This is a genomic window from Candidatus Nitrospira salsa, assembly GCF_965152625.1.
Window position 1 is genome coordinate 169,817 of record NZ_CBCUCO010000005.1, and the last position, 13,568, is coordinate 183,384.

The 13,568-nt window shown below is 43.2% G+C and carries 11 protein-coding genes; all 11 read right to left on the minus strand.

Translation table 11 applies throughout. The annotated features are described in order from the left end of the window. Positions 1–47: 47 nt before the first annotated feature. The 11 genes from ACWQXP_RS21260 to asnB all read right to left on the minus strand — a co-directional run bounded on the left by ACWQXP_RS21260 (position 48) and on the right by asnB (position 13,541). On the minus strand, positions 48–743 hold the full coding sequence (locus ACWQXP_RS21260) for a glycosyltransferase family 2 protein (protein WP_454064892.1): 696 nt from the start codon (positions 741–743) through the stop codon (positions 48–50). 187 nt (positions 744–930) lie between these two features. Then, on the minus strand, positions 931–2,817 hold the full coding sequence (locus ACWQXP_RS21265) for a DegT/DnrJ/EryC1/StrS family aminotransferase (RefSeq protein ID WP_454064893.1): 1,887 nt from the start codon (positions 2,815–2,817) through the stop codon (positions 931–933). Positions 2,818–3,304: 487 nt separating this feature from the next. Next, a complete protein-coding gene (locus ACWQXP_RS21270) occupies positions 3,305–4,474 on the minus strand; it encodes a glycosyltransferase family 4 protein (RefSeq protein ID WP_454064894.1) in 1,170 nt (389 codons plus the stop codon). Further along, entirely contained in the window at positions 4,471–5,424 is a 954-nt protein-coding gene (locus ACWQXP_RS21275) for a class I SAM-dependent methyltransferase (RefSeq protein ID WP_454064895.1), read from the minus strand. Before ACWQXP_RS21275 ends, ACWQXP_RS21270 begins: the two co-directional genes overlap by 4 nt. Positions 5,425–5,439: 15 nt before the next feature. Then, complete coding sequence (locus tag ACWQXP_RS21280) at positions 5,440–6,357, minus strand: glycosyltransferase (RefSeq protein WP_454064896.1); 918 nt, start codon at positions 6,355–6,357, stop codon at positions 5,440–5,442. A 186-nt stretch (positions 6,358–6,543) separates the two neighbouring features. After that, a complete protein-coding gene (locus ACWQXP_RS21285; protein ID WP_454064897.1) occupies positions 6,544–7,767 on the minus strand; it encodes a glycosyltransferase family 4 protein in 1,224 nt (407 codons plus the stop codon). Positions 7,768–7,776: 9 nt separating this feature from the next. Continuing rightward, the gene (locus ACWQXP_RS21290) at positions 7,777–8,538 is read right to left on the minus strand and encodes an FkbM family methyltransferase (RefSeq protein WP_454064898.1); all 762 of its coding nucleotides are present in this window, start codon (positions 8,536–8,538) and stop codon (positions 7,777–7,779) included. A 156-nt stretch (positions 8,539–8,694) separates the two neighbouring features. After that, positions 8,695–9,681, minus strand: coding sequence for a GDP-mannose 4,6-dehydratase (locus ACWQXP_RS21295; protein WP_454064899.1), 987 nt, complete (start codon positions 9,679–9,681; stop codon positions 8,695–8,697). Positions 9,682–9,755: 74 nt separating this feature from the next. After that, positions 9,756–10,856: a glycosyltransferase family 4 protein gene (locus tag ACWQXP_RS21300; protein ID WP_454064900.1), complete on the minus strand. Its 1,101-nt coding sequence runs from the start codon at positions 10,854–10,856 to the stop codon at positions 9,756–9,758. Positions 10,857–10,869: 13 nt separating this feature from the next. Continuing rightward, positions 10,870–11,598 (minus strand): class I SAM-dependent methyltransferase, encoded by a 729-nt coding sequence (locus ACWQXP_RS21305; protein WP_454064901.1) that lies wholly within the window; start codon positions 11,596–11,598, stop codon positions 10,870–10,872. A gap of 20 nt (positions 11,599–11,618) precedes the next feature. Further along, complete coding sequence (asnB, locus tag ACWQXP_RS21310; RefSeq protein ID WP_454064902.1) at positions 11,619–13,541, minus strand: asparagine synthase (glutamine-hydrolyzing); 1,923 nt, start codon at positions 13,539–13,541, stop codon at positions 11,619–11,621. Positions 13,542–13,568 lie beyond the last annotated feature (27 nt).

A 13,568-nucleotide genomic window follows, 5' to 3' on the forward strand; every position in this document is an offset into this window, starting at 1 on the left:
GACTTGTTAGATTTTCAATTGCCCCTCTGGCCCGATACAGTTGTCTACTAAAATGTTCGTCCAACCGTAATTTCTCGAAAGAGAAACCTTAAAAATAGCATGCCAGTTGGGATTGAAGGCGCGCCGCTTTCCCCGCCAATTCGCTGGCCTTCCAGCGTAGGAACTTCAGCAATGTTTAGTCCAAGCTTCATTGCACGAATTGATAACTGGTATTCAATAACATAGCCAGGACCATCAGGATTCAAACGATTGAATACATCCCTCCTAATTGCACGAAAACCATTGATGCTATCTGTCAGCTTGCCATGCCAAAGAATATTAGCCATCAGGGTAAATGCCTGATTTGCCCAAGCTCTCCAAGGAAAGTACAGATCATCTTCTTCATTTCGGCTGCTTGGAAGAAAACGGGATGCAATCACCATATCGTGTCCTTCATCAATTTTGGAAAGCAGACGTGGAATATCATCCGGATCCTCATTCCCGTCTGGACTAAAAAAAATGAGATAATCACTGTTCGATTCTCTGGCAGCAATTCGAAAAGCTTCGCCACGACCTAGAATGGTTTGTTCAACGACACGAACTCCTTTTTCACGAAAAAACTCTGCGGTCCCATCCTTTGATCCTCCATCTATAACAAGACATTCATCTACAGCCGCTATTGGTATTTTGTCAAAAAGGGCTCGGGAACCCTCGATTTCGTTTCTCGTCAATATTACCAAGGTTGAGTGCGGGTGATTTGTCATTTCATATTCCTTGTTGACATAGACTAAACCGTGATTAACTTTCCACACTCTTCACAAGATCGAATTGGCCGAATAACCTATGAAGGATCTTAATCATTAACAGGCACCCAAGTTTATCTAAGAAGTTCTGACTTATTTAACCTAGGACTAGCCTCCCTCTCAAAATCCAGCGTAGATAATACTGGCACTAAATGGGTTTTTTCTCTTTTTTGAACCACTCCTTGATAAGTATGCTAAACATTGGAATCAGACTACCCCAGGCTTTTCTTTTATGTAAATGAGAAAGTTCCACCGATTCTTGCGTCGGAACTTCCCTTACTTTCCAACGACATTTCATCGCTTGAATCGAAAGAGTATACAGGAGACTCAAATCTTTACCTGGCGTAGGAATAGATTGAAAAGCTGCTATTTTCAGGCCACGAAAACCTGAAAGACTATCGGTCAAATTCCCATAGAAAAGAATATTAGCAAGCATCGTAAAAATTCGATTGCCTAGACTACGGTAAGGGAATCGTTTTGCCAGATCATGACGAACACCACCTGGTAAGAAACGAGATGCAAGCACCATGTCATTTCCAGATTCCAATGCAAAAAGCAACTTAGCAATATCCCTGGTACCATAACTCCCATCGGCTGGAAAAACGACAATATTTTCGTGACTCACACCTTGGCGTGCCAAAAAGCACAGAGGGTCTTCAGCCCCAATAGCCTTAAGGTGAATTCTATACCTTGCAAACGTTTGTTGCCATCCTTCAGAGCATGTCCGGACAAGTCCCACTACTACATCAAAAAGTTCAAATGGTAAAGATTCAAGAATTTCGTCTAGATCGGCTCCCTGCTCAGGAAAGACCAGGACTAGGAGAGACGTTTCCTTTTGAGATGCCTGGACCCGAGGCTTCCAGAACCGGACAAATAGTTCGATCATATAATCCAAGTCTGAGTCAGAAAGATCTTGATGACATCCAATATAGAATCCACTCTCAGTGATCCACTTGGAAACTGGGAAATCATCACTCCGAAGTTTTAACAGACTTTGGTAAATGGGCTGATTGATCAGGGGGAGCATATCTCTGGTCTCAACGCCATGCTCTTCGAGATAATGCACCAAATCTCTCTTTGGCTGATCTTTCAGGACAATTGGAAACATCATGAAGGAATGTTCGCATCCAGGTCGTATAGCGGGAAGTTGCATGCGATCTCCATAGACAGACAACTCCCTGACGAGATGGCGAGCATGGGCTCGCCGTTTTTCGATGAGACATTCCCACTCTTCCAACTGTGCAAGACCTAAGGCTGCCTCCAACTCTGTGATGCGAAAACTATGGCCAAGGCTCACAAAAGAAAATCTTCGTCCAACGACTACACGCAACTCTTCCTTCGTCAATTCGTTATCATCGTCAATGTTGAGATACAGAGAATCTCTCCCATGGTTAACAAGAGACCGTATTTTGACGGCATACTCAGGATTATTGGTGGTATTCATCCCACCGACCCCAGTCACAATCAAATGCGCAATATACGTTGAATAACACCCAATATCCCCCATACTACCAACACTCTCGCCTTTATAAGTCGCAAACATCGTTTCACATGTATCTTCGATAATTTTCAAATTTGCCTCAGAAGCAAGGACGCGAATTGGATCCATATCAGCCGATTGCCCAAAAACATGAACAGGAATAATCGCTCTCGTACGAGAAGTGATTTTTTCCGCAATCAAATTAGGGTCCAAACAGTAATACAGTGGATCAACATCCACAAAAACCGGAGTCAAATTATTATGTAAAATCACATTTGACGTTGCAATAAAAGTGGTAGCTGGTACGAGAACTTCGTCGCCATCGTTCCATCCATGAATTTCCTTCAGTGCAGCAACTGCGACATGAAGAGCACTAGTTCCACTGTTGCTCATGACTCCAAAACGACAGCCATGCAACTTGGAGAACGAATGTTCAAACTCTTGCATCATTGGGCCATATGACAGACGTCGATTTTCTAAAGCCTGCATGACAAGCTCTTTTGCCCGAGGAGATGGGTTGAAGGTACCCACTCCAATGATAGGATTTTCAAACATCTTGCTCATTCATCATTTTAGTTAAAGATGATCAATCGCCGGAAATACGACATGACAGAGAAGAACCATTTCGAAGATAGTCAGATCAATGGCTACGATACTCTGAGCCACGTTATTTACAAACATGAGAAAAGGAAAATTCCGACAAGTGAATACCTACCTCGGAAAGGCCTACAAAACCACCGATCAGGATTCACCTGTAACATTAAATATGAATCCTTTCAGTATACAAAGAATCATTCATTTTGAGAACACCTAAAGTCGTCTCTGCCAATATATATTTACATTCTAGAATTTTCCTCATGGTAATGTGTAGGGATTACTTTCAAAATTTTCAACAAAAACCAAAGAGCTTACCACTCAGTAGTTTTTAGGCACCAACAAAAAGCAAGAGAAGGCTACACGCCTTCTAGTAGACTCACAGTGAAAATTTAGCTAGGTGTATTTATCCTAATATTTCGAGAATACGAAGCACTATCGATGTGGTTTAACAGCAAACACGTTCTTTCAATTCTGCCAAAAGTCGATCCCCATAATCATTCCATGTATAACCATCGCTAACAGAACGCAAGGCATTGCGACTCATATCCAACAACAAATCTTTATTTTCATACAAACGAAGTATCCGGTCCTTCAATGCGTCGACATCACGTATAGGTATGATAAAACCATTCTTCCCTTCCATCACTAAATCTGCTGCACCAACATTTTCAGTTACTATCACGGGAAGCCCGCACGCCATTGCTTGTGGTACGACCATCCCAAAACCATCAACAAGTGATGGCAAAACAAAAATGGACCCTTGTGAGTAAATTCCAGAGAGTTCAGCTTGTGGATAGGCGCCCTTAAAATAAACGTTACTAGCTGCATACTGCTTTATCTTTGGTAGAAGGGGTGAGACCTCTTTGCCACGACCAACAATCCATAATTCAGAATCTGGCAATTTAAGTTCACTAAATGCTTGCAAAAGATAGTGGACACCCTTAGTGGGAGTAATTGCACTACATTGGATAATCCGAAAGATATTGTCTGATTTGGGATAAGGCTTGAAATCACTCAGGCAAACACCACAATTATTCACCATAACCTTCTCTCTCGGGATTCCTGCTTCAACAAGAGTCCGTCTCGCCACATCACTTAAGACTGACACACAATCAGCCACTTCAAACTCATCCTCTTCCTTCTCAATGATCCACTCTGAAGGAACAACCTCGTCTATTGAGATAGACAAAAGTTTACATTCCTCTAAAAGTATTTTTTTCTCCGCACGTTGATGCACGCTTCCATGATCAACAACCGTAAAAATCCCCTTCTTTTTAGCCTCGATAATAGCCTCTAAACACAATGAAGACAGGCCAATAAATACGTCACACGTAGAAGGAATATACCTTGCTAACCTTTTTGAAAAATGAGAGTGGAGTGATTCGGATGCCAAACGACCAAGAAGCGGATGCACTTTTTTTAGTCCTTTTTCGACAACGTATCCATAGGCACCACTCAACGGCAAGGAAACAACTTTTTGCTGAGGAATGTCCCAATCTTTTGCCCAGCGCTTGGGACAGGCTGTTAAAATATTTTCTAAAACTCCTAAGCGATGCAATTGACTGGCTTGATCAAAAATGTGAAATCGTGAAAAGCATGAGGTCACCACTCTCATATATTGCGCCTAACCTTATAAATCACGGTCATCCCGGTCACTAATAAATCCGTTGCCTGTGCCACGATCCTCTCTAATCGGTGTCGTTCCTGAACATTCATTTTCAAAAATTTCACCGCACGAGGATCAATAATCAACGATGTGAATAATCTTTCATACCCAGACTCTTCTAATTTTCGACAATAGTCGCTTGGGGACAAATAACTAAATAATCCCTCTTTAATCCACGTCCGACCGTCATGTGCCGAGTGTTCTAACATACCAAAGCTGTTGAGATATTCATGATAATCCTTTTGTTTAAGAAGAAGGTGGTTATAGCCATGCCTTGGATCATCGGAACCCGAGATATGGTCTCCTCCCCAGGAGTACCATAGAGGACCAAACGTAGCGTATAGCAAGCCATCCTTACGTAACAGTCTTCGAAATTCTTTCAACACAGAGGAAAGATCCGACAGATGCTCAAAAAGAGCATCGGAAGCGATCACATCAAATGTCTCATCTGCATATCCGTTAAGGCAGGCTAAGTCTCGCTGAGCGAACATGATAGCCGTATCTGGAAAAACACGAGACAAATGCTGTTGAAGTATCGTCCAGGCTGTCTGATAGTTAAATAAATCTATGCCAGTGACCGAGCGCGGTGCATAGGGAAACCACGTGGGAATGTCCTGCCCAGTACCACACCCAGCAATAAGAATATCCTTCCCTGCTAACGGCAAATAACGATTGACACGCCGTCGATGCCGTTCATAGTCACTCCCTCGTTGTCCCCATAACCATCGGTCAACACGAAATGGAATCGTCTCACGATATCGCTTAGCCAGCAAATGACTGGTCAGACAATTATACAAAGGATAGACATACCGTCGGATCGGCTTTTTTATCGATGATTCGATAAAAGATTCACTCGGGATTTCAAAATTTAATGGTGTGAGATCGTCCAATTGAAGCATGAAAAAATTGGAAGCTTAGGAATTTAACTGTTCGGCTTTCATGACCTCACGTACTGATTGCCATTCACCCACATGATACGCAAGTAACTCAATAAACCAAGCACCAATGAAAGGGAAAAGGTCTCGCTTACCATACATAGAAAAACTACTGACCTTCCAATTAATAATGACAGGAGGAAAGACGAGAAGCACAATGATGGTAGATTTGATAAGTCGAAGGATCGCTCTTGCGATAATTTTTCCAAAAGACCACCGCTGAATAAAACGACGAAACTGTGGACCACCACAACCTCGACCTTTTCTTATCTGCCAGAACTCTCCTAAGTTTCCAGGTGCAACGTGATCAACAATAATATTAAGGTCTAGCACCCTTTTGGCCCCTAACTTTCTAAGGTTTTCCCCAAAAAAACCATCTTCTCCGGCACAAATAGGAATAGGATGTCCTACAGGAAATAACCCTGCCTTTATTGCCAGTTCTCTTCGACATGAAAATCCTTCAGTCCATTCCATCCATGAGGTGTCGCCAGCATAATCCATATCAGCTATAGCCCCAATATACCGAGCTAAGAATGAATCAGTATTAGAAACCTTTGATCCCACAAGAACATAGTCATAGCCAAGTGTATAATGAGCAAGGAGCTGCTCCAAAAAATCTGACCGTGGGCGAACATCTGCATTCAAAATCACGATAACCTCACCATCTGCTGATCGAATGCCTAAATTCCTCGCTTCACAACGTCCACCTCGTTTCGCTGGCCTTATAAGCGTAACCCCCATAGAAGCATACGAGCGAACGATATCAGGAGTCTGATCGGTTGAATCATCAACGACAAGAATTTCTTTTTTGTCGTATGTAAGTTGAATAAGAGAATTCAACGTTTCACCAATATCAGCTTCTTCGTTATATGTGGGGATAATAATACTAAATTTCATATTTCGATCAAGCCGTGAAGCTCAAAATTCCAAGTCATTAAAAATCCCCATGAAACCATCCCAAAAATCGCAGTCCCCACGAGAATATATGTGAGCCCTCATTCTTGCAACTTTCACAGTCTTCGGAAGTAAGGAAATCATTCAATAAGCAATTACCTTTTACAGTCCCACTTGTCGCAGAAATATCTACCGATACATAACATCATGATTTCGGGCAGTCACAAACTCTAAAGCCCGGACAAGTCCACAAGCATCAGCGTTAAAGGACCATCCGGAAATCCGCCTTCTGCTTTCTCTACCCATTTCTTTTGCTAACCCAGGGTTACTGAGCACTGCGTCGATTCTTCTAGCCAATGTGGAAACATCCCCGACCTTAATAATATATCCATTCACTCCGTCCTGGACGAGATCAGACCCAGCTCCGACTTGATCACTGACAATCACCGGCTTTCCGGCATTCATGACTTCGTTAACAACCAACCCCCATGGTTCGTGTTCTGATGGAAGAACAAACACATCACATAAGTCATAAAAACGCGGAAGTTCGGTCTGGTTCTTAAATCCAATTAGCTTAGCTTTGGTTAAACCATATTCCACGATTGACTTCTTTAACTCTGGCCCCTCTTCTCCATCTCCAACAAATAATAGATAAGGCTCTGGCTCTCCCTTCGTCATTTCTTCTAACAGACGAGCGTAGGCGAGAAGAAGATCCATGGGACGTTTACGGCTTTGAAACTTTGAGACAAATAAGATTACCGCATGACCTGGCTCCAACCCTAATCCTTGTCGAAAAGTCTCTCTCTTTGAATTAATCTTTTGTATTTCTTCCCGAAAAAATACATTATCTACAGCATAGGGCATGGGAAAAATCTTGTTCGGTGATACTCCATAATGCACATAATAATCATGATTAAGCGTTCCAATTGAAAGGAAACCATCAATAGAATTAAAAAGTTTGGGAAGGATTCGACAACGCAGCCACTCCTTAGCAGAAGAACGTTGGTGACTTGACAAATGCGACTCTCCACGAAGTAACGTCTTGATCCCAAGTTGCTTGGCAATGGCTAAGGCTCGAAGATTTGCCTGGTGAGCATAGCCATGCATCCAAAGAGCATCAAATGGTTTTTCGCGTAAATAACGCGACAACCCATAGACGAACGGTCTCCAAAATGTAACTTGTTGCCCCCCTCCTAAAACAGGTAAAAACCGAGAATGATAACCATCTAATAATGGAATATCCCATTTCATGTCACTACCAAACCCTCGGTCAAAGTAGTGCCGGGTAGAAAAATCGCTAAGAAATAATACCGTTAAATCAATCTCTTGCTGTTGGGTCAAAGAACGCAATAGAGGGGCTTGATATTGAATCGGATGGGACACTAAGTAAGCAACGCGGAAGACTCTACTCACAACACAACTTTATCCTTTGGAAATAGCATAGACTTCATCCTCCATTGCATTATCGTCTAAAGCTATCCCTTGGCAGTTAAATACTTCGTAACAATTCTCCCTCAAAAAATGAAAACACTTTGTACGTTGTTCATTCCCATGTAAGGCTAGAAATACTATTGGTTTATAAGCCTTCAAGGTACGAGTTGCGCCCACTAATACCTGAAACTCAGCACCCTCTACATCAAGTTTGAGTAAATTAGGTGGCGCAATTTGTCCGACCTCGATCAACTCATCCAATGAAAAAACTGGAACCATTAAAATTCCATTTCTTCCTTCTAATAGAGAATTTTCACAATTATTATTTCCTATGCCGAATCCCGTTAAAGTGCTTTGGTCACTTAACGCCCCTTGAATAACTTTTAAGTTTTCGATATGGTTTAGCTGGATGTGAGCGAGCAAATGTCTAACATTTTCTGCGAAAGGTTCAATGGCATACACCTTGCCCTCATGCTGAACGAGTCGGGAGAACAGGAGACTATAAAATCCCGCCTGAGCTCCAATATCATAGACAGTCATACCCGGCTTCACAAACTGCTCTAATGTTTTTTGCTTTTCGAGTTCATATGTTCCCAACCAACATCCGTGGGTTGCACTTCCAACTACCCATTTCAGCCCCTGGGCCGGCCCTCGACGAATTGATAGGATCATTCTTTTTGAGAGACATTTTAAAGAGAATCTTAAAATTTTCCCCAATAAATGATCCTGTTTTATGCCTGACCAATTAATCAAGGCAAACGTTCCTTTTCCAGAAGACCACTGTCGAAACCCTCATTTCTTATCTGCATCCCTATTGAGCAATTCGTCGTTTATCAGAACTCAGAGATATTTTCTCAAAAATGATAGTGAAGAGTAGAGATAGATTCCACTGGTTAGCAGGCGTACCCCTTACAGGTGATAGTCTTCATCCATCTCCGCCTTTACCATCATTCGCACAACATCAGGCATCATCGCTTGGGCCTTCCACCCTAAAATTTCCCACGCTTTTCGAGAACACCCTCGACCTTCAGAAAGGTCGGTTGGACGGCTTAACTGTGGATCAGAATGTACAAAATTCTGCCAATTTAGCCCTAATGATGAAAATGTAAGACTGACAAAATCTTCTAACTTTTGGCTTTCTCCGGTTGCAATGACAAAATCGGCTGGCTGATCTTGTTGAAGCATAAGCCACATCGCCTCGACGTATTCAGGAGCCCAACCCCAATCTCGGCGAATAGCCATATTTCCTAAGCAGAGCTTGTCGGCATGCCCCGCGGCGATCTCACACGCTGCCTTGATGATCTTCTTACACACGAATCGCTCCGGACGTAAGGGTGACTCATGATTAAAGAGTATACCCGTACAGGCATATAAACCGTAGGCCTCACGATAGTTCGCGACTTCCCAGAATGCGGCGGCTTTCGCAACAGCATAGGGACTTCTTGGGTGAAAAGGGGTCGTTTCATCTGCCGCCACACCAGGCAAATCGCCAAAGCATTCACTTGAACCGGCATTATAAAACCGTATCGGCTTTCCCATCATTCGAATCGCTTCTAGCATCGTCAATGTACCGATCGTAATACTCTCAAGGGTCTCAACAGGAAGCTGAAATGAAAGTCCGACCGAACTTTGCCCCGCAAGGTTATAAATTTCATCCGGCTGAATTTTCATCATCACTTGCCACACACTTCGAAAATCTGTCAGAGAGACGGACTCAACCTGGACCTGTTCTCGTATGCCTAATCGAACTAAATTTTGAAATGTTGAAACTTGTGCGTCACGGGAGGTTCCATAGACTCGATACCCCTTTCCAAGCAGCAATCGCGCGAGATAAGGACCATCTTGTCCGGACACGCCACATATAAGAGCAGCTTTTGGGGAAGGACCTTTTTCCATCACTAAATAAATGTCAAATCAAATGACTGCATAAGTTACCACTTTCACAGTAAACAGACTTCCCAAGTGAACCCTCAACAGGCATGCTCCTTCAACAATAACAAGAATGTCTCCTTAAACCGAGCAAAAGAGAATTGAGTTTCGACTGAATGTCGGCCTGCTTTGCCTAGTCGGTTTCGAATCCCTTCTTCCGTAAGAAGATAAATGAGGCACTTCGACAGTTCATCGGTGTCTCCGTAGTTTACTAAACAACCATTCTTCCCATCATGAATGACATCGATCGTCCCAGCATGATTGCCCCCTACAACTGGCTTGCTAAATGCCATCGCTTCTAGAAACACAATCCCAAAACCTTCATTCAAGCTTGGCATGACAAATACATCACAATTTCGATAGTTGTTTTGCAATTCTGCATCCGAAACTCTACCTTTAAACACCACTCTCTCTCGGAGACCCACTTCTTCTGCGATGCCTTCAAGACGCGCTCGGTCATCTCCATCACCAACAATAGAATACTGCACATGTGGGACTGACTCCAACACTTGAGGCAACGCCCGTAGCACCACATCAATCCCCTTATAAGAATCCGTTGTCGATAACCTTGAGACTGTGAGCAATGTCATATTCCTAGAGAAGTCAGACCCCATATTCGATAAATTTGATGCCTCCACCAAAAATCCTTTATCGACAGAAGGAGACAACAGAGAGATATTTTCGGCTTTCACGCCCTGCAAGGCTATAAGCTTTTCTAACGAATATTGACTAATCGTGATAACCTTTGTCATGAGTTGTAACGCCCAACGATGCCATATGGAGAGCGGTTCCCATACATCAATTCCGTATGTCACCACATAACAAGGAATTGAGGATCGCATGACTCGAAGAAGGAAGGCTAGTGGGGCTAAATGGGGATGTGCAAGGAGTAGAAGGCGTACCTGAAACAGGAGTTTTGTAAATGTCCAAACAAAAAGTAGCTTATTACGATTAAATCCGTGAATGGCAATGAGCATGCCTTCGACATTAATTTCATGCGTTCCCACTGGATCATTCAAACTAAAAAGACGATACGACTGCCCTCTATCTTCTGCATAACTAGCGAGGACAACTGCCATCTGACGCCCCATTCGTTCGACACCCCCATGATTCAACAATCCTGTAAATAGTCCAACAACCATATCTCTCGAATCCTTAATGGTTCTTGACACCCACAGATAAAAGATTTTGAGAGAAAATATGTCCTCGATAGTTACCCGTCTCTACTGCCTGATAGCCTCGCAAGATCAAACAAAGAATCTGCCAAATTCCCCAGCGAATCGCACTTACCGGACCATGGATAAAAGGATCAGCTGCATGTACGGCAATTTCAGAAAAACCCGAGCAGTGTAATACCTGTTGAATACTGGTTTTCGTAAATGCCATCTCATGTGTAAAGTCACCATAGCGAAGAGTCCCAGAGAATGGGCTCCCACCATTCGGCACTTGAACAACTATCCGACCACTAGGTTTCAGAGCCTGAAAGATTGCATCGAGCAAAGGGAGAGTCTCGTCCTTCCGAAAGTGCTCCAGCACATCCAGAGCTGTAATGCAGTCGAATGCTGCGGGACGTGCGTGCAAATATTCAATTAAGTCTCCGGCGAAAACATTTGGGATTCCCAAACTGTTTGCCGCGTTAACTTGCTCATGGCTAATTTCTACTCCATGGACATTTTCGTAGCCTTCTTGACGAAGAAAAAACAGAAAACCACCGAAACCACAGCCAACATCCAAAATCTTTGCCTGAAGGCTTTGAGGCAGATGCGGCTTAAAGTAGGCGCGAAATGTGGGGCATTGCTTGCTACATGCTTCAGCTGAAATTTCTCGAATTGTCCCAAAATGCGTAGAGATATAACTCTGATATAGGCGATCTCGATAGTTCATTAGCAACTAGACTCTGGCATTTAACTACATCGAAGATTGTATTGCCGTAACCATACACGTAGAACAACAAGACTCCAAATTCTCGACCAATGCACTTGCCCCTTTAGAAACAGGGACCACAATATTTTTATACTTGCAGAATTTAAAGTTAACTCATCCTCTGCAAATAACACTTCCTCAATATAGGGTCTCCATTTCCCTCGAAACCAACTATCAAAGGGAAATGTAAATCCTCTTTTTAACTGTGATGTGACTTGAGTCGGAAGAGGGCTAGGCACACCTCTTAAGAGGAGTTGCTTTGTCTGCGTGGTAAATTTGAAGCGTGGAGGCACCGTGCCCAAGAATTCCACTAATCGATGATCAAGAAGCGGGACTCGCACTTCTAGCCCGTGGGCCATACTCATCACATCCGTATCGCGCAGAAGTTGATTATGCATATAGCTCCTCAACTCGAATAAGGACACCCTATTTCGCAATTCTGAGTCAGCAGCTTCATCACCCAAATGCTGTAAAATTCCAAGCGGAGAAAAAGTGGTCGAGTTACCACAATTATGATTGTCGCTTCCAAGAGACCCAAGTTGTTCGTTCAGGAATAACCCTCTTACACTAAGATAGGCAGCTTCCACTGATGACGGGTTTTGTAACACAAACTTCAATTTCTGTATTTTGGGCCAACTTGGTCCACAATCCAACATTGCCTCCAACATTTTCCCAACTCCTGGAACAGTATTGGCCAATCGAGAGAAACGGAAAAGTTGAGGCACTTGCTTAAAAGAAGGGTATCCCCCAAATAATTCATCACCACCAAGCCCTGAAATGGAAACGATCGCACCTGACATACGGGCTAACTTGGAAACCAAATAAGTGTTGACTCCATCAATCGTCGGTTGATCCATTGCTTGAAATATCTCAGGAAGCGATTCAAATACACTCTCTGCGGTCAGTTCTAATTCCACATGTTCTGTAGAAAATTGTGCTGCAACTTGCCGTGCGATAGGACCTTCATTGAATTGAGATTCTTGAAATGTCAGCGAGTAGGAGCGTAGAGGCCGATCAGCTACTTCCGTCAACAGTGAGAGAATGGCAGAAGAATCTATTCCACCTGAGAGAAACACACCAACTGGCACGTCACTGATTAAACGACACTTAACACTGTCAAGTAATAGTGGCTGAAGATGGCTAATAACTTCCTCCTCTTTCATCGAGGTATCTACATTAAACGAAATCTGCCAATACGGCTTTTGCTCCCAACCATCACGACTCAGACGAACATACGTCGCAGGTTCCAGCGATTTGACTCCGTTCATAATAGTCAACGGTGTTGGGACCGATCCGAACATTAAGTATGCTTGAACTGCGGAAGAATCCACATCTGTCGCCACAAGACCAGAGGCCATAATAGCTTTCACTTCTGAAGCAAAGAGCAGTTGCTGTCCTTCCCAAGAATAATAAAGAGGTTTTTTACCTAATCGATCTCTCACTAAATAGACATCAAAATCCTTGCCACCTTGCCTCGCGTCCACACCCAAAGATTGTTGTCCTTTCTTATGATAAATCACAAAGGCAAACATCCCAACGAGACGATCGAGTAATCCTTCTATACCCCATTCCTCAAAACCATGAACAATCACTTCAGTGTCTGAATTCGATGAAAATACATGGCCGTCTGCCGAAAGTTCACAACGAAGTTCGCGATAATTGTAAATCTCTCCATTACAAACAGTCCAAATGTTTCCAGCTTCGTTAGACATGGGCTGCCGTCCAGCAGACGAAAGATCAATGATAGCTAAGCGCCGATGACCGAGAATGATATGGTCATCGTGGTAAACCCCACAATCATCTGGCCCACGATGTATTTGGGCGTGCAACATTTTCTTTACAGAACTGATCTCTCGTCTGGAAGTAAGGCTCGTCACATTCAATAATCCAGCGATTCCACACATTAGGCTAGAACTTTCACCAATACAACC

Bases quoted from the DNA above. Each gene is read 5' to 3' on its own strand.
- ACWQXP_RS21260 (WP_454064892.1), bottom strand. From the start codon at position 743: ATGACAAATCACCCGCACTCAACCTTGGTAATATTGACGAGAAACGAA.
- ACWQXP_RS21265 (WP_454064893.1), bottom strand. From the start codon at position 2,817: ATGTTTGAAAATCCTATCATTGGAGTGGGTACCTTCAACCCATCTCCT.
- ACWQXP_RS21295 (WP_454064899.1), bottom strand. From the start codon at position 9,681: ATGGAAAAAGGTCCTTCCCCAAAAGCTGCTCTTATATGTGGCGTGTCC.
- ACWQXP_RS21300 (WP_454064900.1), bottom strand. From the start codon at position 10,856: ATGGTTGTTGGACTATTTACAGGATTGTTGAATCATGGGGGTGTCGAA.
- ACWQXP_RS21280 (WP_454064896.1), bottom strand. From the start codon at position 6,357: ATGAAATTTAGTATTATTATCCCCACATATAACGAAGAAGCTGATATT.
- ACWQXP_RS21270 (WP_454064894.1), bottom strand. From the start codon at position 4,474: ATGAGAGTGGTGACCTCATGCTTTTCACGATTTCACATTTTTGATCAA.
- ACWQXP_RS21275 (WP_454064895.1), bottom strand. From the start codon at position 5,424: ATGCTTCAATTGGACGATCTCACACCATTAAATTTTGAAATCCCGAGT.
- asnB (WP_454064902.1), bottom strand. From the start codon at position 13,541: ATGTGTGGAATCGCTGGATTATTGAATGTGACGAGCCTTACTTCCAGA.
- ACWQXP_RS21305 (WP_454064901.1), bottom strand. From the start codon at position 11,598: ATGAACTATCGAGATCGCCTATATCAGAGTTATATCTCTACGCATTTT.